This window comes from Actinomadura sp. NPDC048032 (genome assembly GCF_040653175.1).
In the GTDB taxonomy this organism is placed as follows: domain Bacteria; phylum Actinomycetota; class Actinomycetes; order Streptosporangiales; family Streptosporangiaceae; genus Spirillospora; species Spirillospora verrucosospora.
Genome location: NZ_JBEZJP010000033.1, coordinates 1 through 23,433 on the forward strand (window position 1 = coordinate 1; position 23,433 = coordinate 23,433).

The 23,433-nt window shown below is 71.6% G+C and carries 21 protein-coding genes and 1 tRNA gene; 3 read left to right on the forward strand and 19 right to left on the reverse strand.

All coding sequences use genetic code 11. From position 1 onward, the window contains the following. The 8 genes from AB0C69_RS07380 to AB0C69_RS07415 form a co-directional block, all read right to left on the reverse strand. On the reverse strand, window positions 1-262 hold a 262-nt coding region (locus AB0C69_RS07380; RefSeq protein WP_360350958.1), incomplete at its 3' end, for a hypothetical protein. Between the two features lie 209 nt (window positions 263-471). Beyond that, window positions 472-2,544 (reverse strand): transcription termination factor Rho, encoded by a 2,073-nt coding sequence (gene rho, locus AB0C69_RS07385; RefSeq protein ID WP_360350961.1) that lies wholly within the window; start codon window positions 2,542-2,544, stop codon window positions 472-474. A 452-nt stretch (window positions 2,545-2,996) separates the two neighbouring features. Continuing rightward, window positions 2,997-3,917: a homoserine kinase gene (thrB, locus tag AB0C69_RS07390; RefSeq protein WP_360350964.1), complete on the reverse strand. Its 921-nt coding sequence runs from the start codon at window positions 3,915-3,917 to the stop codon at window positions 2,997-2,999. A gap of 22 nt (window positions 3,918-3,939) precedes the next feature. Then, window positions 3,940-5,007 (reverse strand): threonine synthase, encoded by a 1,068-nt coding sequence (gene thrC / locus AB0C69_RS07395; RefSeq protein ID WP_345182631.1) that lies wholly within the window; start codon window positions 5,005-5,007, stop codon window positions 3,940-3,942. A gap of 58 nt (window positions 5,008-5,065) precedes the next feature. Next, on the reverse strand, window positions 5,066-6,352 hold the full coding sequence (locus tag AB0C69_RS07400; RefSeq protein ID WP_345182683.1) for a homoserine dehydrogenase: 1,287 nt from the start codon (window positions 6,350-6,352) through the stop codon (window positions 5,066-5,068). A 14-nt stretch (window positions 6,353-6,366) separates the two neighbouring features. Beyond that, a complete protein-coding gene (gene lysA, locus AB0C69_RS07405; protein WP_360350968.1) occupies window positions 6,367-7,758 on the reverse strand; it encodes a diaminopimelate decarboxylase in 1,392 nt (463 codons plus the stop codon). Beyond that, window positions 7,755-8,429, reverse strand: a complete 675-nt coding sequence (locus tag AB0C69_RS07410; RefSeq protein ID WP_345182634.1) for a DALR anticodon-binding domain-containing protein — start codon at window positions 8,427-8,429, stop codon at window positions 7,755-7,757. The genes lysA and AB0C69_RS07410 overlap by 4 nt, the downstream gene beginning before the upstream one ends. A gap of 21 nt (window positions 8,430-8,450) precedes the next feature. Then, window positions 8,451-8,813, reverse strand: a complete 363-nt coding sequence (locus tag AB0C69_RS07415) for a response regulator (protein ID WP_345182684.1) — start codon at window positions 8,811-8,813, stop codon at window positions 8,451-8,453. A 115-nt stretch (window positions 8,814-8,928) separates the two neighbouring features. On the opposite strand from AB0C69_RS07415, the gene AB0C69_RS07420 reads away from it, so the two are divergent. Continuing rightward, window positions 8,929-9,000 (forward strand) — tRNA-Arg (locus AB0C69_RS07420). Window positions 9,001-9,392: 392 nt separating this feature from the next. Here the strand turns inward: AB0C69_RS07420 and AB0C69_RS07425 are convergent. The 3 genes from AB0C69_RS07425 to AB0C69_RS07435 all read right to left on the reverse strand — a co-directional run bounded on the left by AB0C69_RS07425 (window position 9,393) and on the right by AB0C69_RS07435 (window position 10,933). Continuing rightward, window positions 9,393-9,980 (reverse strand): hypothetical protein, encoded by a 588-nt coding sequence (locus AB0C69_RS07425; protein ID WP_360350972.1) that lies wholly within the window; start codon window positions 9,978-9,980, stop codon window positions 9,393-9,395. A 134-nt stretch (window positions 9,981-10,114) separates the two neighbouring features. Then, window positions 10,115-10,609: a hypothetical protein gene (locus AB0C69_RS07430; protein ID WP_360350975.1), complete on the reverse strand. Its 495-nt coding sequence runs from the start codon at window positions 10,607-10,609 to the stop codon at window positions 10,115-10,117. 66 nt (window positions 10,610-10,675) lie between these two features. Then, a complete protein-coding gene (locus tag AB0C69_RS07435) occupies window positions 10,676-10,933 on the reverse strand; it encodes a hypothetical protein (protein WP_360350978.1) in 258 nt (85 codons plus the stop codon). Window positions 10,934-11,088: 155 nt separating this feature from the next. Between AB0C69_RS07435 and AB0C69_RS07440 the strand changes: the two genes are divergently transcribed. Next, the gene (locus AB0C69_RS07440; RefSeq protein WP_360350981.1) at window positions 11,089-12,429 is read left to right on the forward strand and encodes a hemolysin family protein; all 1,341 of its coding nucleotides are present in this window, start codon (window positions 11,089-11,091) and stop codon (window positions 12,427-12,429) included. Further along, on the forward strand, window positions 12,426-13,457 hold the full coding sequence (locus AB0C69_RS07445) for a hemolysin family protein (RefSeq protein WP_360350984.1): 1,032 nt from the start codon (window positions 12,426-12,428) through the stop codon (window positions 13,455-13,457). Before AB0C69_RS07440 ends, AB0C69_RS07445 begins: the two co-directional genes overlap by 4 nt. Here the strand turns inward: AB0C69_RS07445 and AB0C69_RS07450 are convergent. The 8 genes from AB0C69_RS07450 to AB0C69_RS07485 all read right to left on the reverse strand — a co-directional run bounded on the left by AB0C69_RS07450 (window position 13,452) and on the right by AB0C69_RS07485 (window position 23,428). Continuing rightward, window positions 13,452-14,588, reverse strand: coding sequence for a PP2C family protein-serine/threonine phosphatase (locus AB0C69_RS07450; protein WP_360350987.1), 1,137 nt, complete (start codon window positions 14,586-14,588; stop codon window positions 13,452-13,454). The two genes, AB0C69_RS07445 and AB0C69_RS07450, sit on opposite strands and share 6 nt — an antisense overlap. Window positions 14,589-14,714: 126 nt before the next feature. Next, window positions 14,715-15,116: a VOC family protein gene (locus AB0C69_RS07455; protein ID WP_345182643.1), complete on the reverse strand. Its 402-nt coding sequence runs from the start codon at window positions 15,114-15,116 to the stop codon at window positions 14,715-14,717. Window positions 15,117-15,262: 146 nt separating this feature from the next. Beyond that, window positions 15,263-17,557, reverse strand: coding sequence for a pyruvate dehydrogenase (locus tag AB0C69_RS07460; RefSeq protein WP_360350990.1), 2,295 nt, complete (start codon window positions 17,555-17,557; stop codon window positions 15,263-15,265). A gap of 16 nt (window positions 17,558-17,573) precedes the next feature. Beyond that, window positions 17,574-19,031, reverse strand: a complete 1,458-nt coding sequence (locus AB0C69_RS07465; RefSeq protein WP_360350993.1) for an aldehyde dehydrogenase family protein — start codon at window positions 19,029-19,031, stop codon at window positions 17,574-17,576. Continuing rightward, window positions 19,024-20,121: an ABC transporter ATP-binding protein gene (locus tag AB0C69_RS07470; protein WP_360350996.1), complete on the reverse strand. Its 1,098-nt coding sequence runs from the start codon at window positions 20,119-20,121 to the stop codon at window positions 19,024-19,026. Before AB0C69_RS07470 ends, AB0C69_RS07465 begins: the two co-directional genes overlap by 8 nt. Before the next feature lie 3 nt (window positions 20,122-20,124). Further along, window positions 20,125-21,009: an ABC transporter permease subunit gene (locus AB0C69_RS07475; RefSeq protein WP_353833578.1), complete on the reverse strand. Its 885-nt coding sequence runs from the start codon at window positions 21,007-21,009 to the stop codon at window positions 20,125-20,127. After that, the gene (locus AB0C69_RS07480) at window positions 21,009-22,076 is read right to left on the reverse strand and encodes a sugar ABC transporter permease (protein WP_345182648.1); all 1,068 of its coding nucleotides are present in this window, start codon (window positions 22,074-22,076) and stop codon (window positions 21,009-21,011) included. The genes AB0C69_RS07475 and AB0C69_RS07480 overlap by 1 nt, the downstream gene beginning before the upstream one ends. A 2-nt stretch (window positions 22,077-22,078) precedes the next feature. Beyond that, entirely contained in the window at window positions 22,079-23,428 is a 1,350-nt protein-coding gene (locus AB0C69_RS07485) for an ABC transporter substrate-binding protein (protein WP_360351001.1), read from the reverse strand. Window positions 23,429-23,433 lie beyond the last annotated feature (5 nt).

Consider the following 23,433-nt stretch of genomic DNA (forward strand, 5'->3'; position numbering starts at 1 on the left):
GGGGCGTCGCGTTCGCGAACATGGTGCGCGGCGTGCCGCTCGACGCCGACCACGAGTTCGCCAGCCCCCAGGCCAGGCTGACGCCCAGGTACAGCGCCGAGCGCCACGTCAGTGAGGACCTCACCATCGCGAGCGGATGCCAGGACCCGTTCATGACGGACGCCGACTCCCCGCCGGCCCTCGTCGCCGTCGCCCACCGCGCCGCGGCCCACTGGACGGCGCCGCCGCCCGCGGCGCCGGGGTCCTTGCTCAACTCGCCCACATCGTCCCTCCGTGCCGCTCGGACCTGCGTCGGCCCTCTCCGTCTCGTGTGTCCAAGCGTGCCGGGCGGGACGCGGGGCCGCCATGACGTCCGCCGCCCGATCGGAGGTGGGGCTAACCCCACCCCTTCGCGGGGCTCGGACGGCGACGCCCCCGCCCGGAGGACCGGACGGGGGCGTGCGCGGCACTGCTCAGCGATCGCCGGAAGACTCAGCGGTCGTCGGAGACGGTCGTCTTCTGCACCTGGAGCAGGAACTCGGCGTTGGACTTGGTCTCCTTCATCTTCTCGATGAGGAGCTCCAGCGCCTGCTGCGTGTCGAGCGCGTGCAGCACCCGGCGCAGCTGCCAGACGACCCGCAGCTCCTCCGGAGCCATGAGGATCTCCTCCTTGCGGGTGGAGGACTGGTCGACGTCCACCGCCGGGAAGATCCGCTTGTCCGCGAGCGACCGGTTGAGCTTCAGCTCCATGTTGCCGGTGCCCTTGAACTCCTCGAAGATGACCTCGTCCATGCGGGACCCGGTCTCCACCAGCGCGGTGGCGAGGATCGTCAGCGAGCCGCCGTTCTCGATGTTGCGCGCCGCGCCGAAGAACCGCTTCGGCGGGTACAGCGCGGTCGAGTCGACACCGCCGGACAGGATCCGGCCGGACGCCGGCGCCGCCAGGTTGTAGGCCCGGCCCAGGCGGGTGATCGAGTCGAGCAGCACCACGACGTCGTGGCCGAGCTCGACGAGCCGCTTGGCGCGTTCGATGGCCAGCTCCGCGACCGTGGTGTGGTCCTCGGCGGGACGGTCGAAGGTCGAGTGGATGACCTCGCCCTTCACCGTCCGCTGCATGTCGGTGACCTCTTCCGGACGCTCGTCCACCAGGACGACCATCAGGTGGCACTCCGGGTTGTTCTTGGTGATCGCGTTGGCGATCGCCTGGAGCACCATCGTCTTGCCGGCCTTCGGCGGCGAGACGATCAGGCCGCGCTGGCCCTTGCCGATCGGCGACACCAGGTCGATGATCCGGGTCGTCAGGATGCCCGCGTCGGACTCCAGGCGCAGCCGCTCCTGCGGGTACAGCGGGGTCAGCTTGCTGAAGTCGACGCGGCCCTTGGCCTGGTCGGGCTCCACCCCGTTGACGGTGTCGAGGCGGACCAGCGCGTTGAACTTCTCGCGCCGCTCGCCCTCGCGCGCCTGCCGGACGGCGCCGGTGATGACGTCGCCCTTGCGCAGCCCGTTCTTGCGGACCTGCGCCAGCGAGACGTACACGTCGTTCGGGCCGGGCAGGTAGCCGGTCGTCCGGACGAAGGCGTAGTTGTCGAGGATGTCGAGGATGCCCGCGACGGGGATGAGGACGTCGTCCTCGCTGAGCACCGGCTCCTCGTAGCGCTCGCGGCCGCGGCCGCGGTTGCGCTCCCGGAACCGGCGCCCGCGACGGCCCCGGCCGCCGCCGTCGTCGTCGTCGTGCTGGCCGCCGCCGCCCTGACCGCCGCCGCCCTGGCCGCGCTGACGCCCGCCGCCCTGGTCGCCGCGGTCGCCACGCTCGCCACGCTCACCGCGCTCGCTTCGGTCGCCGCGCTCACCGCGCTCACCGCGCTCACCGCGGTCGCCGCGGTCGCCGCGGTCGCGGCCCTCGCCGCGCTCCCGGCCCCCGCGCTGCCGCTGGCGGCCGCCGCCTTCGCGGCCCTCACGGCCGTCGCGGTTGCCGTCCCGGCCGCCCTGGGACTCGCCGTCCTCGGAGTTCTGCTCGCGCCCCTGCTCGCGGCCCTGGTCCCGGCCCTGGCGGTCGCCGCGTCCCTCGGAAGCTCCCCGGTCCTGCTTCTCGCCCCGCTGCCGACCGCCCTGCCGCTCGGCCTTCTCCTGCTTGTCGCCCTGGACGGCCTTCTCGGCCGTGCCGGACTGCGCCTCGGGCGCCGCCGCGTTGTCGGACGCGGGCGCGGCCACGGGCGCGGCGTCGGCGATGGTCACCTGCTCGTCGGGCACCTCGCGCTTGGCGGCGGTGCGGCCGCGGCGCGGGCGCTCGGCCGTCACCGGGGCAGCGGCTCCCTGCTCGCCCCCGGCCGAGCCCTGCCCCTGGCCGCCCTGCTTCTCCTGAATGGCGGCGATGAGCTGGCTCTTGCGCATCCCGGTCGTGCCGGTGATGCCGAGGCTGGACGCGAGCGCCTTGAGCTCGGGGAGCACCATGGCCGACAGGCCGGTGCCGCGGCGGCGCCGGGGGGCGGCGGTCTCCGCGCCGGCCGGAGCGGCGGCGGTTTCCGTGCTTGTTGCGTCCGTAAGGAGTTCGCTGGATTCGCTCACTAAGGGTCCTTCCCAGGGCGCGGGCGTTGGCCGGCGTTCGGCCAGTCGACCCGGTGGTGCGGCCCGGCGGGGGCGCCGGATCGGGCTCCGCTGATCACGATGGAACCGGGATCTGCGTGTTCTGGGCACAGCCAGATGGTGGACGGGACGTTCCGCTCGTGCGTGTCCCCGGTACCGCCACGTCCGAAGTTTCGCTGGAATGCCTGACAACGGGAAGTCACGGTGTCGGGGAGCCTGGTACGCGGGACCGGCACGACCGGAGGGCCGAAATGGTGACGCGCGGCTGACGAGCACGCTGCCCCGAACGGGGCATCTGGTGCGGCAATCAGCCTAACATCACCAGGGCACACTGCTATTCCCCAGAGGTCGATGTCTTCGCATTTTACCTAGCCGGATCCTGCCGGACCGGCACCGGCCGGAGCGACGCGCGTCCCCCGCCCCCGGCGCCGCCGTCAGCTCCGGAACTCCGATTCCGGGGTCATCACGCGTGCGCCGCGGGTCGCGACGTCCAACGGGTGTTCGTGCCACCCTTTACCCACTCCGGCGCCGATCGAATCAACTCGTGATGCGGTTGTGAAGGCCAGGACAGTGGGCCCCGCACCGGAAATCACGGCCGGAACGCCCGCGTCCCGCAACCGCGCGACGAGCGCCGCCGATTCGGGCATGGCCGGGGCGCGGTAATCCTGGTGGAGCCGGTCCTCGGTCGCGTCGAGCAGGATGCCGGCGTCCAGGCCGCCGGTGAGGGCCGCGACGAGCAGCGCCGCGCGCCCCGCGTTGGCGGCGGCATCCCCGTGCGGGACGGTCTCGGGCAGCAGGCCGCGGGCCCGCTCCGTCGCGAGCCGCTGCTCGGGGACGAACGCGACCACCCGTGTGACCTGCGACTCCAGCCGCACCGACCGGGGGCCGCCGGGCGCCGTCCAGGCGACCGTCAGGCCTCCGGCGAGGCAGGGGGCCACGTTGTCGGGGTGGCCCTCGATCTCCGTCGCGAGGCGCAGCGCCCCGGCGTCGTCGAGGAGCTTCCCGGCGGGGTGCAGCGCCCGGGCCGCGACGATCCCGGCGACGATCGCGGCGGACGAGGAGCCGAGGCCGCGGCTGTGCGGGATGCGGTTGCGGCAGCGCAGCCGCAGCCCGTCCGGGCGCGCGGGACCGCTTCCGGCCAGGTCGTCCAGGACGTCGAAGGTCCGCCGCAACACCCGCACGATCAGATGCCGGTCACCGCGGTCGGCGACCTCGGCGCCCTCGCCGTCCACCTCGATGGACAGGCCGCCGCCGGTCGCCTCGACCTCGACGTCGTCGTACAGCTCCAGCGCGAGGCCGAGCGAGTCGAATCCCGGGCCCAGGTTGGCGCTGGTGGCGGGGGTCCGCACCAGCACCGGGCCTTCCTGCCAGCCCACCTCAGGTGAGGCCGAGCTCGGACGCGGCCGAGTGCGCGTCGACCTTGATGGTCGTCGGCGCGGGCGCCCCGGAGATGGCCCAGTCGGGGTCCTTGAGGCCGTTGCCCGTGACCGTGCAGACGACCCTGGACCCGGCCGCGACCCCGCCCTGCTCGCTCGCCTGGAGCAGGCCGGCGACGCTCGCCGCGGAGGCGGGCTCCACGAACACCCCCTCCTCCCGCGCGAGGAGCCGGTAGGCGGCGAGGATCTGCCGGTCGGTGACCGAGTCGATCGCGCCGCCGGACTCGTCGCGCGCGGCGACCGCGAGGTCCCACGAGGCGGGGTTGCCGATGCGGATCGCCGTGGCGATCGTCTGCGGCTTCAGGACGGGCTCGCCCTTCACGAACGGCGCCGCGCCGCTCGCCTGGAAGCCCAGCATGCGCGGGGCGCGCGAGGCGAGGCCGTCCTTGGCGTACTCCTGGTAGCCCATCCAGTACGCGGAGATGTTTCCGGCGTTGCCGACCGGCAGGCAGTGGACGTCGGGCGCGTCGCCGAGGGTGTCCACGATCTCGAACGCGGCCGTCTTCTGGCCCTGCAGCCGGTACTTGTTCACCGAGTTGACCAGCGCCACCGGGTAGTCGACCGACAGCTTGCGCGCCAGTTCGAGGCAGTCGTCGAAGTTGCCGTCCACCTGGAGCAGCCGGGCGCCGTGCACCAGCGCCTGCGCCAGCTTGCCCATCGCGATCTTGCCGTTGGGCACCAGGACCGCGCAGGTCATCCCCGCCCGCACCGCGTACGCGGCGGCGGACGCGGAGGTGTTGCCGGTCGAGGCGCAGATGACGGCCTTGGCGCCGTCCTCGGCGGCCTTGCTGATCGCCATCGTCATGCCGCGGTCCTTGAACGACCCGGTCGGGTTGGCGCCCTCGACCTTGAGGAACACCTCGCAACGGGTCATCTGGGAGAGCCGGGGGGCCGGCACGAGGGGGGTACCGCCCTCCAGCAGGGTGACGACGGGCGTCGCGTCCGTCACCGGAAGCCGGTCGCGGTACTCCTCGATAATGCCGCGCCACGCGCGGGCGTTCGCGTTCACTCGGTCTCCTCGGCTGACCTGCGATGTTCGCCCGAAGTCTACCGGGACCGGCCCCGCCTCACTCGTCGCCTTCGACGCGCATGACGCTCGTCACGCCGCGGACGATCTCCAGCTCCCGCAGGCCCGCCACCGTGGCCGACAGCGCGGCGTCCGGCGCCCGGTGCGTCACGACGACGAGCTGCGCCTCCTCGCCCGAGCCCACCTGCCGCACGGCCTGGATCGACACCCCGTGCCTGGCGAACTCCTCGGCGACCGTCGCGAGCACGCCGGCCTCGTCCGTCACGTCCACCTCGATGTAGTAGCGGGTGACGGTCTCGCCCATCGGCAGCACCGGCAGCTTCGCGTACGTGACCTCGACCGGGCCGGGCGTGCCGCCGACCACGTTGCGGGCCACCGCGACGAGGTCGCCGAGGATCGCCGACGCCGTCGGAGCGCCGCCCGCGCCCGCGCCGTAGAACATCAGCGAGCCCGCCGACTCCGCCTCGACGAACACCGCGTTGTACGCCTCGCGGACGCTCGCCAGCGGATGCGACCTCGGGATCATCGCCGGATACACGCGGACCGACACCCCGCGGCCGTTCCGGCCGTCCTCCGAAGGGATCCGCTCGCAGATGGCCAGGAGCTTGACGACGCAGTCCATGCCCTGGGCGCCCGCCACGTCGGCGGCGCTCACCTCGGTGATGCCCTCGCGGTGGACGTCCGCCGCCGTCACCGGCGTGTGGAAGGCCAGCTGCGCCAGGATCGCCGCCTTGGCCGCCGCGTCGAAGCCCTCCACGTCGGCCGTCGGGTCGGCCTCCGCGTACCCGAGCGCCTGCGCCTCGTCCAGCGCCTCGTTGAAGCCGGCGCCGTGCGTGTCCATCTGGTCGAGGATGTAGTTCGTGGTGCCGTTCACGATGCCGAGCACCCGGTGCACGTGGTCGCCGACCAGGGACTCCCTCAGCGGCCGCAGCAGCGGGATCGCGCCCGCCACCGACGCCTCGTAGTACAGGTCGGCGCCGTACTCCCGCGCCGCCGCGAACAGCGTCGCCCCGTCCTCGGCCAGCAGCGCCTTGTTCGCGGTGACGACCGACTTGCCGGCCTTCATCGCCTCCAGCATCAGCGTCCTGGCCGGCTCGATGCCGCCGATCACCTCGATGACGAGGTCGACGTCGTCCCTGGTCACCAGCGTCTGCGCGTCCGTGGTCAGCAGCGCCGGGTCGACGCCCGCGCGCACCCGGTCAGGCCTGCGCACGGCGATCCCGGCCAGCTCCAGCGGAACCCCCACCCGCGCGGCCAGATCGTCCGCCTGCTCGTTCAGCAGCCGGACGACCTCCGTGCCGACCACGCCGCAACCGAGCAGCGCCACGCGCAGTCCGCGTTTCACGCTTCGACCTCCGCATCGAGCCGCAGCAGGTCGTCCGCGCTCTCCCGCCGGACGATCACGCGCGACCTGCCGTCCCTCACCGCCACCACGGCGGGCTTCGGGACATGGTTGTAGTTGCTGGCCATCGACCGACAGTACGCACCGGTCGCCGCCACCGCCACCAGATCCCCCGGCGCAAGATCTTCGGGGAACCACAGGTCCCGCACCACAATGTCGCCGCTCTCGCAGTGCTTGCCGACAAGCCTACTGAGCATGGGGGCGGCCTCGGACGTCCTGCTCGCCAGCACCCCGGTGTACTCGGCGCCGTACAGGGCCGTGCGCAGGTTGTCGGACATGCCGCCGTCCACCGAGACGTACGTGCGCAGCCCCTCGACGTCCTTGACCGTCCCGACCTCGTACAGCGTGACGCCGCCGGGACCGATGATCGCCCGGCCCGGCTCCACGGTCAGCCGCGGCATCGCCAGCCCGTACGCCCGGCACTCGCGCGCGACGATGGCGCGCAGCCCGTCCGCGATCGACTTCGGGTCGTGCGGCTCCTCGCCCGGCACGTAAGCGATGCCGTAGCCGCCGCCGAGGTCCAGCTCCGGAAGCTCGGCGCCGTGCTCGTCCCGGATGGCCACCAGCAGCTCGGCCAGCCGGTGCGCGGCCACCTCGAACCCGTCCACCTCGAAGATCTGCGACCCGATGTGGCTGTGCAGCCCCACCAGTTCGAGCTGCTCCAGCGCCAGGACCCGCCTGACCGCCTCCAGGGCCGCCCCGGAACTCCGGGAGAACCCGAACTTCTGGTCGTCATGGGCGGTGGCGATGAACTCGTGCGTGTGCGCCTCGACGCCCGTGGTCACGCGCACCATCACCTTGGCGCGGACGCCCATCTCCTTGGCGAGGTACCCCACCCGGGCGATCTCCTCGAACGAATCGAGCACGATCCGTCCGACCCCGACCTCCAGGGCCTTCTCCAGCTCCCAGGACGCCTTGTTGCTCCCGTGCAGCGTGATGCGCTCGGTGGGAAAGCCCGCCGCCAGCGCCACGGCGAGCTCACCGCCGCTGCACACGTCGAGGCCGAGCCCCTCCTCGTTCAGCCACCGCGCGACGGCCGTGCACAGGAACGCCTTGCCCGCATAGTGGACGTCCCCGTCGTGGAACGCCGCCGCGTACTCCCTGGCGCGGCTCCGGACGTCCTCCTCGTCGTAGACGTAGAGGGGCGTCCCGTACTCCTTCGCCAGGTCCCTGACGTCCACTCCCCCGACGGTGAGGGCGCCCTCCTCCCGCTTGGAGTTCCGCGGCCACACGGAGGGCTCGAGCGCGTTCAGGTCCTCCGCCGGCCCGGCCGGATGATCCTCCGGCAGGACGTCGGCATGCCGCGGCCCGGCAGGGTGTACTCGACTCATATCCGCTCTCTAGGTGTTTCACCGATCATGTTCAGCCCGTTGCCGAGGACGACCTTCACGGCCTCCGCCAGGCCGACCCGCCCCGCGTGCACCGCCCCGGGCTCCTCATCGCCCACGGGCAGCGCGGGACAACGCTCGTGCACCTCGTGGTACGCCCCGGCAACGCTCTCCAAGCACAACATCAGGGGCCTGGCGTCGCCTTCCCGCTCCGCTTGCGCGGCCCGTCCGGGAACGTCCCCGAGCGCCCCCACGAGCTCCTCCGCACCACCCTCGAACGGCCCGGCCCCGACTCCGAGTTCCCGCGCCCAACGCCCCACCCAACAGGCCCGCGCATAGGCGTAACGCACCGAGAACCCCGGATTCTCGAACGTCCGGGGCCATTCACTCCACCCGCCTGACGGCACCCGCGCGACCCCGTAACGAGGATCACGCCGGATGACCTCCACCAGCTCGGGCCCCACCACGATCCTCACGAACCCGGGCCCGGAGACGCTCCCGCCGACCCGACGCGCGATCACCTGCGGATCGACACCGAGCCTCAGGGCCACCGGACTCTCGAAGACCCCGCCGCCCCGCCCGAAGACCACGACCTCCTCGGGAACCGCGACATCGATCTCCCCCGCGTCCACGGCGTCCCGCACCGCCCGCGCGAGAGCATCCCCTGGAGTCACCCTGGTGAGACTAGCCGACCACTATCTGGACACCGCGGCGAGTTTCCGCACCGTCTGGATCAGCTGGTTGGGGTCGAACGGCTTCGTCACGTACGCGTCGACGCCGATCTCGTGCCCCCGCCGCACGTCGTGCTCCTGCGCCCGCGCCGTGATCATCACGACCCTGATGTGCGCGGTCCCGGGGTCCTCCCGCAGCCGCACCGCGGTGACCCACCCGTCCAGCCGGGGCATCATCACGTCCAGCGTGATCACGTCCGGCCCGACCTCCGCCACCTTCTCCAGGCAGTCCTGGCCGTCCACCGCGGTCGACACCTCGAACCCCTCCAGTTGCAGGTTCACGGCGATGAGCTGGCGGATCACCTCGTCATCATCGACGACCAGCACGCGTCCCAGTGGCTCGGTCACGGCCTTGAAGTTAGCCCACCCGACCCCCTGAACGCACGGCGAACCTCCCGGTGCGCGTCACCCCGCCAACCCTGGTAACCTCATACCGCGTCGCGCCCCCTTAGCTCAGGGGATAGAGCAACGGCCTCCGGAGCCGTGTGCGCAGGTTCGAATCCTGCAGGGGGCACCTCAGACGACCACCACAAACCCCGGCAGACCAGGCACTCAGCCTGTCGCCGGGGTTTGTCGCATATGCACCCAAGCATCAGCAAAGCCGCCGTTTGTCACGCTTCCCGGAACATACGCGGAACGCGTCAAGGGGCGGCGGCCCTCAGGCCGCTGCGCGGCCCCGCACCAGGCCGCCCGGAGCGTGCGGCCTGGGCGCCGGGCAGCCGGACCACGCGCCCTGCCACACCTGCCGGCCCCGCCCCGATCGCTCACCACAGGGGCGCGCCACCGCCCTACCGAATCGCCGTGACCTCTACACCCGTTCGGCGACGAGCCACCAGAGTGTGGCCGTGGTCGACACCGTTGGACTCCTCAGGGAGTTGCCGGAAGATCGGGCGTATGAGGCGTGCGCTAGTCGCGCCAGTGGAACCAGGCATCAAAGATCGTCTGCGCTGAGTCTGCAAGGTTCGTCTCGACGGCAAGCCCCATAGGCAGCGGGCGGGTAAGGAGATCTGCGCCGATCAGGGCTATACCGTGTCGGTCTAGAACGTCCCTGATCTGGCGATACTCACTGGCCCACGACCGATCGGGAGCGGTGACGACCTCATCGGATTCGGGCAGCACTGAGGAACCATTGTCACCAGGGCCTCGCCATCGATTGGCCGGGCGCAGCACACAGGCCACCGGAGCCAGACGACATAGGAGAACGTTCAGGCACTCGACGCTGACCTGGCCGCCGCCCTCATTTCGCCGGGTGGAACCATCACGCTTAGTGACAGACACATCGGCGTAGGAGGCGTACCCGGAGCCATAGTGATCGAACTCGGCATGCTCTACCACGACCAGCGGCAGGGTGTTCAACGAAGCGGTGACTCTCCGAAGCAGCCCTTCAACGTCCAGCCCATGAGCCCAGAAGCCTTCGCCGCGGAGCTCTTCGTCACGAACAGCCCGCCGCAGCATCGCAACCTCGGTCAACGACGCGTCCACGTGATCAGCCACTCAACGATCATCCCGCCAACTGACCAAGATCCGGAACACACCGCGAACCTTCGTCATGGGGCCCGAAGCGGGTGCGGGGGCGCGGCGTGGCGTCGAAGGTGTTTGTTGATTAGCGCCAGGTTTCGGGCGGTCTGTCATGGAGTTGTGTACTGGTCGTGCGGGAGCGATCCTCGGGGCGGGGCTGCAACTTTGAAGCCCGAGGTCTTGTTCCAGGGGACCGCTGACCACAGGTTTTTCAGAGTTGCCCCTATACGTTCCACCAGTGGCCAGTCGGGGCGTTCGCCGCTCACCGTGACTCGCGCCATTAGATCGCTGCCCCATACGCCGTGGTCGTCGTCAGGGTCTGCTGCGATCACATCTTCGGCGATGAATCGCATTCCTACATGGATTTCCAACAGGAGATAGTCAGCCGCCGGTCTCATGTCTTCGGTCGCTGTGGCCAGCCTGAAGCTTCGTACGGCGTCGGCCTCAGGGCCTGACCACTCACCTGGGCGCGGCTCGGGCGGGCCGAGGTATTCCCCGACCAAAGGTGGTCCGTTCTCTAGAATGGCGTTGAGAACATGCTCCATCGCCTCTGCGCCGGTTGTCTGTCCGGTTGCCCTGGCGAAGAACGTGAGCTGGTATTCCATTGCGCACCCCTTACTGCCCTGCTAACTCGGGCGCCCGTGTGCCGCTGCCGCGTTACGGGCAGGCGATCACGATGACGTCGCCTGGTTGGTCGGCTTCCCGAAGGCTTTGGCTACCTTCTGTCGCACTTGGCCGTAGAGATGTGGATGTTGTGAGGCTTCCATGCCTTCAGCTCGAAAAACCGCGGCCGTGAAATCGTCTACGTCATTTGGTGGCGAGTCGCGCAGTGAATCGTGATCGTCCGGGGGTAGGCAGAAGCCGAGTTCGACGCAGAGGTCACGGAGCAGGAGAGTGACTTCCTCGGGAGACAGCTTGGCCGGTTCCATGCTTCTACGGTGGCACACCGCCCCCTAGGTGCTTTGGCGGGTGTGCGGGGCGGCGTGGGTGAGGTGTGTTGGGCTGACCTGGGGGAACTCTGTGTTCACTCGCCGCGTTTTCGGCAGGGGAGGCAGATGACCAGGGGTTCGGGGGCCGGGGCGCGATGGTGATCCTGCTTTCGTTGGTGCTCGGGGTGCTGGTGATCCTGGGGATCACCGGGGTGACGGGGTACTTCGTCGCGCAGGAGTTCGCCTACATGGCCGTGGATCGGTCCAGGTTGGCGGCTCTCGCGGGGAGCGGGGACGGTGCCGCCCGGCGGGCGCTCGGGGTGACGCGGCGGACGTCGTTCATGCTGTCGGGGGCGCAGCTCGGTATCACGGTCACCGGTCTGCTGGTCGGGTACGTCGCCGAGCCGCTGGTCGGGCGGGCGTTGGGGGACGTGCTCGGCGGCGTCGGCGTGCCGGACGCGACGGGGATCGCGGTGGGCACGGTGCTGGCGCTGGGGCTGTCCACGCTGGTGCAGATGCTGTTCGGGGAGCTCGTTCCGAAGAACCTGGCCATCGCGCGGCCGGAACCGGTGGCGCGGGCGCTGGCACGGTCCACGCTGGTCTACCTGAAGGTGTTCGGGTGGCTGATCCGGGTGTTCGACCAGTCGTCGAACCTGCTGCTGCGGCTGCTGCGCATCGCGCCGGTGCACGACGTCGAGCACGCGGCCACCGAGCGGGACCTGGCGCGCATCGTCGCCGAGTCGCGGCGCAGCGGCGACCTGCCGCCGGAGCTGTCCATCCTGCTCGACCGCATCCTGGACTTCCCGCGGCGGGACGTCGAGCACGCCATGATCCCGCGGTCCCGCGTCGACACGGTGGCGGTGCGGCAGCCGCTCGGCGAAGTCCGCCGCGCGATGAGCGCCGGGCATTCGCGCTACCCGGTGCTGGACGACGGGCGCGTAGCCGGTGTGGTGCACCTCAACGACGTCCTGGCCGCCGGGACGGAGGGGACGGCGGCGTCGGTCATGCGTCCCGCGACCGTGCTCGCGACCCTCATGACGCTGCCGAAGGCGCTGGACGCGCTGACCGGCGCGGGTGACGAGCTCGCCTGCGTGGTCGACGAGTTCGGCGGGTTCGCGGGGATCCTGACGCTGGAGGATCTCGCCGAGGAACTGGTGGGCGAGATCACCGACGAGCACGACGTGGCGGAGGCCGGGCCCGCCGCGGTCGCCGGGTCCGACACCTGGATCGTTCCCGGCGACCTCCACATCGACGAGGTCGAGCGCACGCTCGACCTGAGGCTGCCCGAGGGCGACTACGAGACGCTCGCGGGGCTGGTCATCGCCGTCCACGGGGCGCTGCCCGAGGTGGGGACGACGGTCGAGGTCCCGCTGCCTCCGGAGGCCGCCGATCTGGTCCGTGACGACGAGCCGCTGGTCCGAGTCCTGCGGGCCGAGGTCCTGGAGGTGGAGCACCACGTGCCCTCGTCCGTCCGGTTGCGGGTGAGCGCGGAATGACGGCGAACCCGTGGGCGGTGCTCGCCGCGACCGTCGCCGTCATCGCCCTGAGCGCCTTCTTCGTCGCCGTCGAGTTCGCGCTCATCGCGGCCAGGCGGCACCGGCTGGAGGACGCCGCCCTGACCAGTCCGGCCGCCCGGGCCGCGCTGCGCAGCGCCTCCGAACTGTCCGTCCTGCTCGCCGGGGCGCAGCTCGGCATCACCGTCTGCACGCTCGCGCTCGGCGCGATCACCAAGCCGGCCGTGCACCACTGGCTCACCCCGCTGTTCGAACACTGGGGGCTCGCCCTCTGGCTCGCCGACGCGGCCGGGTTCGTGCTCGCGCTGGTCGTGGTGACGTTCCTGCACCTGGTGGTGGGCGAGATGGCGCCCAAGTCCTGGGCGATCGCCCACCCCGAGCGGTCGGCCACGATGCTGGCGCTGCCGATGCGCGGCTTCATGAAGCTGACCCGGCCGCTGCTGTCCGCGCTGAACTCGGCGGCGAACTGGTGCCTGCGCAGGGTCGGCGTCGAGGCGACCGACCAGGTCGTCTCCCGCCAGGACCCCGAGGCCCTGCGCCACCTGGTCGAGCACTCGGCGAACGTCGGGGCGCTCGACGCGGGCTACTCCGCGCGGCTCACCGGCGCCCTCGACCTGCGCGAGCTTCGGGTGGACGACCTGGTGAAGCCCGGGCTGGCGGCCGTCCCGCCGGACGCCACCGTCGCCGATGTCCAGGCCGCCGCACTCGCCTCCGGGCATCTGCGCATCCTGGTCAGCGGGCCCGGCACCGCCTGGAAGGTCGTCCACGTCCGCGACACCCTGACCGAGCCGGAAAGCGCGGGCATCCGCCGTCTGACCCGTCCGGCGCTGCTGTTCCCCGCGGGTACGCCCGTCTACGCCGCGCTTTCTCGCATGCGCGAGAGCGGTAATCAGCTCGCCTTGGTGACACGCGGCGGAGAGATCCTGGGTGTCGTCACCATCACCGACGTGCTCCGCCGCCTCTTCTCGCGTCCGCCGTTGACCGGCCCCGGGGGTTCTCCCTCGTCATGAGATCGAGGGGGTGTCCGGCAAGGCGGGTTTTCTGTGGAGTACCAGGAGGGCTACGTCGTCTGCCAGCTTGCTGTGGGCGTACTGCTCCAGGTCGTGGTGGACGGTAGGAGCGATTTCGGCGGGGGGCAGGTGCTCCCAGCGGGACAGGCGCTCTTCCAAGGGGTAGAAGGCGCCGGACGGGTCGCGGGTCTCAGTGATGCCGTCAGTGCATAGGAGGAGCGTGGAATCGGTTGGGAAATTGAACGGTGTGACGGTTCGTGGTTCTGGGCTAAGGGAGGCTAGGCCCAGCGGCAGGGAGGCCTCTCCTAGGTGAATCTGGCCCGTCCCTTGCTCGGACAGCAGGTAGGGCGGGATGTGGCCGCAGTTGATGGCTTGGGCGGTCGTTTCCGAACCGATGTCCAGGATGAGGGCTGTGACGAATCGTTGTTCCTCGCCTGTCTGGGCGACGAAGGAGTTGTGCCGCAGAACCGAGTTCTCCAGGGCATCCACGACAGCGGTGAGCGTCGGCTCTGCCAGGGCCGCCTCGCGGAACGAGTTGAGCACCGCGAAGGCCGCGCTGATGGCGGGGAGGCCCTTGCCCTGGACGTCGGCGATGAGGACGCGGCTGCCGTAGGGGGTCGGCATGGCCTCGTAGACGTCGCCTCCGACCATGCTGTCCTCCTCGACCGGCTCGTACAGGCCGTGGACGACGAGTTCGGCGGTGGCGAGGGGGAACGGGCGCAGGATATGGCGCTGCAGGGCGGCGGCCGCGGAGCGGAGCCGGCTGATCTCCTTTTCCTGGCGGACGCGGCGGACCGCCTGGACGACGCTCAGGCCGTCGAGCGCGAGAGCGAAGATGATCACGCTGGCGGTGGCCGCCGCGCTCGGCAGCGGGCGGCGGATCAGCGAGCCGATGATGACCAGGACCGTCCAGACGGAGGCGACCGCGGTCTGCCGGACCGTCCCGCGGCCGGCGATCAAGGTGGGCAGGAAGACCAGGAACGGGGCCAGGCCGGTCTCCCGGCCGAGCGCGACGCCGGTCACCGCGAGGGCCGCGGTGATCCCCACGAGCCATCCCGCCACGACCCGCCAGGTGAGGCCGCCCTCGCGCGTGACGGCGTTCGCACCGTCCGGATCCTCCGAGATGCCCATCTCCCGCCCCGTCGAGAGCCGTCCCTTCCGTGATCATTAGAACACGGAGGGTGGCCGACGGGATCACGGTACGCGGCGGGCCGGGGCCGACGTGGCGCCGCGTCGGCTCCGGACCCGCGCCGGCGGCTACTCCGCGTAAGGCTGGTCGGCTCCCTGGGCGCTGTAGCCGAGGCTCCAGATGTAGCCCTCGGGGTCGGCGAAGGTGCCGCCGTACCCGCCCCACGGCAGGGCGCCGGCGGGCTTGAGGATCGTGGCTCCGGCCTTCTCGGCCTCGGCCATGACCTCGTCGACGCGGGCCTCGCTGCGGACGACGTAGGTGAGCACCAGCCCGCTGAAGCCGCTGCCCTCCGGGCTCGTCCCGACCTGGTCGGCGAGGCCCTCGCGGCCGTAGAAGCCGACGGGCGAGGCTCCGTCCGACTCGAAGAACACCGAGATGCCGTAGTCGTTCTGGATCTTCCAGCCGAGGCCCTCGGTGTAGAACCGCTTGGCCCGGTCCATGTCGCGGACGGCCAGCAGAATCGAACTCACGTGCGCCTTCATGTCATGTCCCCTCGTGTGCGTGGTGGGTGCCGCGGGCGGCGGTGAGCCGCCCCGCCGCCCGCTTGCACGAATCACGCTACGTAGGGACCGGGGGTGAGCACTTCTCGATTCCTGATCGATCCTGTCGGGGGCTTTCAGGGGGTGTGGAGGTCCAGGGCCGCGCGGATTATCGAGTCCGTGTCGATGCCGTGGTGGCGGTGGACGTCCTCTATGGAGCCGGACTGTCCGAATGCGGTGACGCCCAAGGTGGTGCAGGGGACGTTGTTCACCCCGGCCAGGAAGGCCAGCGTGTGGGGGTGGCCGTCCAGGACGGTGACGAGCGGGGTGGCGCGGGAGGCGGGGAACGCCTGCTCCAGGATCCAGTTCGGGCCGTCGTCCTGGCCCTGGCGGGAGCGGAGGGCCCGGAAGAGCAGGCCGGGGCTGGTCACGCAGACCACGTCGGTGCCGACGCCGGCCTGCTCCAGGCGGTCGGCGGCGGCCAGGGCCTCGGGGACGAGGGCGCCCATCGCCGCGAGGGTGACGGCGGGACGGGCGGAGCGGCGCAGCGGGTAGGCGCCGGCGATCACCTGGCGGCGGCGGCGCTCGCGGGCGGCCGGGTCGGCCGGGACGTCCGCGAGGGTCTGGTCGACCGGGCGGGTCGACAGGCGCAGGTAGGCGGAGCCGCCGTCGGGGCGGCCCAGGCGGGCCATGCTCGCCAGCAGCGTCCACTCGGTGTCGAGGACGAACGCCGGCTCGTAGGCGACGCAGCCCGGCTGCTCGACGCCGATGGACGGGGTGACGATGGACTGGTGCGCCCCGCCCTCGGGGGCCAGCGTGACCCCGGAGGGGGTGCCGATCAGGATCGACTGGCCGCCGGCGTAGATGCCGAACGACCAGGGTTCGAGCGCCCGGCCGACGAACGGGTCGTACAGGACGCCGATCGGCAGCAGGGGCCGGTTCCAGCGGCTCCAGGTGGCGCCGAGTTCGCCGAGGAGGCCGACCAGGTTGGTCTCGGCGATGCCGAGCTCGATGTGCTGGCCCGCCGGGCCCTCCCGCCAGTGCAGGATCGTCTCGCCGTCGTCGGCGAACCAGTCGCGGCGTTCGGCGGTCGACCAGACGCCGACCTTGTTCACCCAGCCGCCGAGGTTGGTGCTGGAGCTGACGTCCGGGCTCACGGTGACGACGCGGGCGGCGGCGTCGGGCGCCTCGCGGGTGAGGTCGAGCAGGAGGCGGCCGAGGGCGGCCTGGGTGGTGGCGGTGCCCTTGGGGGTGCGGCCGATGTCGTCCGGCACGGCGGGCGGGGCCTGCGGCGCGGCGGGGGGCCGGCGCAGCCGCGCGGCGGTGTCGGCGCACAGGCGGGCGGCCGCCGATCCGTCCTCGAAACGGGCCCAGGGGGCGTCCGGGTCGGCGCCCAGGCGGGGCGCGAGCTCGGCGATCTGGTCGGCGGTGAGGAGGGACGAGTGGTTCTGCGGGTGGCCCTCGCTGGGCAGGCCGTGGCCCTTGACCGTGTAGGCGAAGATCACGGTGGGCCGGGTGTCGTCGATGGCGTCGAACGCCTCGGCCAGGGTGCCGAGGTCGTGGCCGCCGAGGTTGCGGAGGGCCGCGAGGAGGGTGGCGTCGTCGAGTTCCGCGATCAGGCGGGCGACGGGCTCGCTGCCGCCGGGGAGGCGGTCGCGCAGTTCGGCGGCGTCGCAGCGCAGCAGGCGCTGGTACTCGGGGTTGGGCATCGCGTCGATGCGGGCGCGCAGGTCCGCGCCGCCGGGGCGCTCGAACAGCTCGGTCAGCAGCCGGCCGTACTTCAGCGTCAGCACCTGCCAGCCGGCGGCGGCGAACATGCCCTTCAGCCGGTGCGCGGCCAGGTACGGCACGACGCGGTCGAGGGACTGGCGGTTGAGGTCGACGATCCACACGATCTCGCCCAGGTCCGCCACGCCCGGGTCGAGGATCGCCTCCCAGACGGCGCCCTCGTCCAGTTCGGCGTCGCCGACGAGGGAGTACTGGCGTCCCGCGGGCGCCCCTTCCACGTACCGGCGGGCGACCGCGCCCCAGATCGGCGCGGTGGCGCCGATGCCCACCGATCCGGTGGAGTAGTCGACCGGGTCGGGGTCCTTGGTCCGGCTCGGGTAGCTCTGCAGGCCGCCGAACTCGCGCAGGGTCGTCAGGTACCGCTCGTCGAGCTCGCCGAGCAGGTAGTTGATCGCGTGCAGGACGGGGGACGCGTGCGGCTTGACCGAGACGCGGTCCTGCGGCCCGAGGTGGCGGAACCACAGCGCCGTCATGATCGAGGCGATCGACGCCGAGGACGCCTGGTGGCCTCCCACCTTCAGCCCGGACGGGTTGGGCCGGACGCGGTTGGCGTGGTGCACGATGGCCGTGGACAGCCACAGCACCCGCCGCTCGACCTCCTCCAGCACCCCGGAGTGCGTGGCCGCCGCCACCGGTTCGTTCATCTTCGGCTCCTTTGCCTCAGCGCCAGGGCGGGGTCAGGTCGACGGAGATCGACTGGATCTCCGTGACGGCCTCCGCGATGTAGCGGCCGCCCAGCCGGCCGTGACCGCTGTCGGTGCCCGGCGCACCGCCGAACGGCAGATGCAGCTCCCAGTAGTTGCTGGTGTCGTTGACGGTGACCTGCCCCGCGCGGAGCCGGCCGGCCACCGCCAGGGTACGGTCCAGATCGCGTCCGAAGACCGCCGAGCTGAGCCCGTACCGGCCGCGGTTCGCGGCGGCGAGGATCGCCTCGGTGTCGTCGGCGACCCGCAGCACCGGCGCCAGCGGGCCGAACGTCTCCTCGCCCATGGCCGCGGCCTCCGCGTCCAGCCCGACCAGGACGGTGGGACGCCAGAACAGGTCGGTGGGGCGGTCCGGTAGGGGGCCGCCGCCGAACGCCGCCCGGCCGCCGCGGGCCAGACCGTCGGCGACGTGCCGGGCCATCGTGTCGGCCACGCCGCGGGTGTGGACCGGCCCCATGGTGGTGCCCGCCTCGAAGGGCGATCCGACCACCTCGCGCCGGGCCTCCTCGACGAGGCGTTCCTCCAGTTCCGCCGCGATCGACCTGGCGGCGATGACGCGTCCGGCGGCCGCGCACGACTGGCCGGAGTTGGCGAACGCGGCGGAGGCGATCGCCGGGGCCGCCCGGTCCAGGTCGGCGTCGGGCAGCACCACGATCGGCCCGTTGCCGCCCAGTTCCATCACCTGGGCCTTGCCCGCGGCGAGCCGGGCGATCTCGGCGCCCGCCTTCGAACTGCCGGTGAACCCCACGCCGTTGACGGCGGGATGCGACACCAGGCGCTGCGCCGGGCCGAGGTCGGGACCGGTGACGAGGTTGACCAGGCCGGGCGGGACGCCGGCGTCCTCGACGCAGTCGAACAGCGCGCCCGCCACCGCCGCCGTGGAGGGGGCCGGACGCCAGACGACCGCGTTGCCGTTGGCCAGCAGGGGGCCGAGGTACTCCACGGGGATGTTCACCGGGAAGTTGAAGGGGGTCATCACGGCGAACACGCCGCGCGGCTTGCGGGTCGTGAGCACGAGCTTGGCGCCGTCGCGCGCCGGGATGGTCTCGCCGCCGAGCCGCCTGGCCTCCTCGGCGGCGAGCCGGAAGCCGTCGGCGGCCAGCCGGATCTCGGCCTCGGCCTGGTCCACCGGCTTGCCGTGTTCGAGCGACAGGAGCCGGGCCATGGCCGCGGCGCGCTCCTCCACCAGGGCCGCGACGCGGTGGCACCAGTCCGCCCGGGTGAACGCGCTCTCCTGGCGGTGCGTCTCGAACGCCTCCGCCGCGGCGGCCACCGCCGCGTCCACGTCGGACTCCGCGGCCCGGGCGACGGCGGCGAACCGCTCCCCGGTCGCCGGGCTCACCGCGTCGTAGACCGCTCCCCCGTGGGCGGCGCGGGCGCGGCCGCCGATCCGCAGGACGACGTCGTCAGGCATTCCGGACCTCCTTGGCGACGGCCGGGGCGGGCGTCCACGCGACCGCGTCGCCGCTCTCGGAGTCGAACAGATGGACCTTCCCGGGACGGACGCGCATCGACACCGGGGCCCCGGCGTCGAGGTCGACGTCCGGGTCGGCGCGGGCGATGACGTCGCCGGACGGGAACGAGGCCACGACGATCGCCTCGACACCGAGCCGCTCGATCAGGCGGACGCGGCCCGCCGCGCCGGGGCCGTCCGGCTCCAGGGTGACGTCCTCGGGGCGGACGCCGAGCGTCAGGCCGTCCCTGGCCTCGCCCGTCCAGCCGATCGGCACCGTCCAGTCGCCGTGCGCGAAAGACCCGCCGGCGTCCACCGCGCCCGGCACGAAGTTCATGCCGGGCGTCCCGACGAAGCCGGCGACGAACCGGTTCGCGGGCCGCCGGTAGAGGTCGAGGGGCGGGGCCTCCTGCTGCACCACTCCGCCGTTCATGACGACGACCTGGTCGGCCATGCTCATGGCCTCCCCCTGGTCGTGCGTGACGTAGACGAAGGTGCCGCCGAGCTCGCGTTGGAGTTCGCGCAGGCTGATGCGCATGTCGGCGCGGAGCTTGGCGTCGAGGTTGCTGAGCGGCTCGTCCAGCAGGAAGACGTTGGGGCGGCGGACGATCGCCCGCGCCAGCGCCACCCGCTGCTGCTGGCCTCCCGACAGCTGGCGCGGCTTGCGGTCCAGGAGCGCGCCGATGCTGAGCATGTCGGCGACCTCGGCGACCCGTGCCGCGATGTCGGCGGCGGGGAGCCTGCGCAGCTTGAGGGCGAACGAGATGTTCTCCCGAACGCTGCGGTTCGGGTAGAGCGCGTACGACTGGAACACCATCGCGACGTCGCGCTTGTGCGGCGGGACGTCCTGGACCTCCGCGCCGTCGAACAGGATCTCCCCGGAGGACACCTCCTCCAGCCCGGAGATCATGTTGAGGGTGGTGGTCTTGCCGCACCCGCTCGGGCCGAGCAGCACGGTGAAGCTGCCGTCCTCGATGGTCAGGTCGACCGAGTCGACGATCAGCGTGTCACCGAACCGCTTGGTGACCTGCCGGAGTTCGATACTGGACACGCGTCACACCTTTCCGACGCCTGAGGTCAGGCCGCGTACGAGGAACCGCTGCGAGACGAGGGCGAGCAGCATCGTGGGGAGGGCGGCCAGCAGGGTGCCGGCGGCCATGATGCCGAAGGACTGCTCGCGCACGTTGTAGAGCCCGGAGATGGCCGGCTGGATCAGCATCGCGTCCGTCCGCGAGTTCAGGACCAGCGCGAACAGGAAGTCGTTCCACGACACCATGAACGAGAAGAGCCCGACGCTGATGATCCCGGGCCGGGCCAGCGGCAGCACCACGCGGGCGAAGACCTGCCAGCGGGTGCAGCCGTCGATCATCGCGGCGCGGTCCACCTCGACGGGGATCCCGTTGAAGTAGGCCCGCATCATCCACACCGAGAACGGCACCGTGAACCCGAGGTGGGCGATGACGACGCCCGCGCGGGTGTCGGTGAGGCCCAGCGAGTGGAGCATCACGTAGAAGGGCACGACGAGCGCGAACACCGGGACGAGCTGGCTGCCGAGCATCAGGCCCGGGACCGTCCGGGAGCCGGGGAACCGGAACCGGGCGAACGCGTAGCCCGCCGTACTGGCGATCACGATGTTGAGGGCGGCGACGCAGACCGCGACCACGGCGCTGTTCTGCATGCCGGGGACGATCAGGTCGCTGGGGTTGCTCGGCGGTGCGGAGCTGAACGCCGAGTGGAGGATCTGCCGGAAGCTGCCGAAGTCCATGGCGGGGATCCACCGCGGCGGGGTGCGCAGCGAGTCGGCCCGGGACGTCAGCGCCACCAGCAGCAGGAAGTAGAACGGCAGCAGCACCCATGCCAGCAGCGCCAGGACGGTCCCGGCGCGCAGCGCGCGCACCGCGACCTTCCTGGCCGTGCGCCCGCGGTCTCCGGCGGCCATCACGCGGTCCTCCCTTCGCGGTTCCTGCGGGGTCCCCGGATGACGAGCGCGGTCAGCGCGGCGAGGAGCACCATCGCCAGCGTCATCAGGTAGAAGATCGCCGCGCCCCTGCCGAGGTCGAGGTCGCGGAACGCGGTGGTGTACCCCCACCAGGACAGCAGCGTCGTCTCGGTGCCCGGCCCGCCGCCGGTGAGGATGTAGATCAGCGCGAACGCCAGGAACGCGTTGATCAGGGCGAGCACGGACACCACCAGCACGGTGTCGCGGATCCAGGGCAGGGTGACGAAGAAGAACCGCCGGACCGGCCCGGCCCCGTCGATCCGCGCGGCCTTGTGCAGGTCCTCGGGGACGGTCTGCAGCGCGCCCAGGATCAGCAGCGTCGCGAACGGCACCAGGCTCCAGACGAACGCGACCGCCATCACGGTGAGGGCCACCCGCCCGGAGGCGAACCAGGCGACGTACCTGTCGATCACGCCGGCCTGCTGGAGCGCTCCGTTCAGCGGGCCGAACGTGGAGTTGAAGATCCAGCCGAAGGTGAGCGCCAGCGTGATCTGGGACAGCGACCACGGCAGGATCAGCACGCCCCGGACCACGGACCGGCCCCGGAAGTCCTGGTTCAGGGCCAGCGCGAACACCGTGCCGAGCAGCAGCGTGCCGAGGACGACGGCGGCGGCGAACAGGACGGTGCGGGTGAGCGAGGGCAGGAAGACGGGGTCGCCGAGGACGGCGGTGTAGTTGTCGAACCCGACCCAGCGGGCCGGGGCCCGGCTGCCGAGGGTCTGCTCGTGCAGGCTGACCCAGAACGAGTACACGAGCGGGTAGCCGAGCAGCAGCAGCGTGACGAGCAGGGCCGGCATGGCCATGGCCATGCCGAACCTCGCCTCGCCCCGCCCGTAGCCCGTGCGGCCCGTCCTGCCGGACCGGCCCCCGCGTCCGGTGCGGCCGGTCGCGGCGGTGGGAGGTGGACGTTTGCTGGAACGTTCCGGCCGCCGGCGGGGCTCCGCCGGGCGCCGGTCGGACTCGGTGGTCATGTCCGCGGCGGGCTCGCTTCCTTGGGTCGGGGACACGGCTACTTCTGCGCGCCCGCGAAGTCGCTCAGCTCCTTGAGCCCCTGGTCGGAGGACTTCTTGCCGAGCACGACCTCCTGGAGCACGGCGCACGCCATGTCGGCGAACTTCGGGTACCAGGTCTTGGTGGTGACGGGCCCGAGGGGCACGGTCTTGGCGAGCTGGCCGGTCAGGGCGTCCACGTCCGCCCACTTCGCCCACGACTTGAGCACGGCCGGGTCGGAGTCCACGCTCTTGTAGCCGCTGGAGAGGCCGAGCGCGGTCGCCACCAGGTTCTTGGGAACGTGGAAGGAGCCGTCCTTGCCCGCGCCGCCGAGGTAGTCGATGACCGTCCCGGCGTTCTTCTCGCCCTCGGTGTTGTACGAGAGCATCCAGTACGCGCCGAAGCCGTGCGTCTCACGGGTCCTGCCGGGCATCAGCACGTTCTTGATGTCCTTCGCCGCCGAGCTCTGCTTCGGGTCCTTCCACCCGACGACCTGCGCCTGGTAGCGCATCGAGAAGCTGCTCTTGCCGCCGCCGAAGACGTTGGTCACGCCGCCGTAGTCGGTGGTGAACAGGTCCTTCGGGACCAGCCCCTCGGAGTACAGCGTCCGCCAGCGCTCCAGGGTGGCGCGCGCGACGGGGTTCCCGGCGAGGTTCGCCTTCCCGGACGGGTCGAACAGCGAGCCGCCGCCCTCGGACGCGACCTCGGCGGCGAACTGGTGCCACATGAGGAACGCGTACTTGATCCAGTACGGCGAGTACGGCGTCTGGCTGATCCCCTTGGCCTTGAGCTCGCGCGCCTGCTCCAGGAACTCGTCCCAGGTCGCGGGCGCCGGCGCGTCGATCTTCTTGAGGTGGGCGGTGTTGACGGCGAACAGCTCGGCGCCCTGGAAGTAGGGCAGCGCGTAGACCTCGCCGTCCGGCCCCTTGAGGGCGTCGGCGACCCCGGGGTTCATGTTCGCGACCAGCTTGTCCAGGCCGGGCAGGTCCTTGAGGGAGCGGACCCACTGGTTCTTCGACCACGACTCCAGGTAGCCCTCGTCCGCGAACAGCACGTCGTAGGACGCGTTGCCGCCGGCGAGCTGCTGGTTGGTCACGGTGAGGTAGTCCTGCGCGACGTAGGACGTGCCGAGCTTGAGCGGGGCGTAGTTGGTGTTGAAGTAGTCCACGTACGGCTTGAACAGCGGGCCGACCGCGGCGTCGTGGTGCATCTGGAGGTCGTTCGGCGAGCCGTCGCCGCCGCCGGACCCGCAGGCCGTCAGCAGGCCCGTGCCGCCGAGCCCGGCGACGGCGCCGAGCGCCATCGTTCCGCGGAGGAAGGACCGCCTGCTGACGTGCGGGGTGGCCGGGGACGCGTTGCTGGGTGCCATGGTCT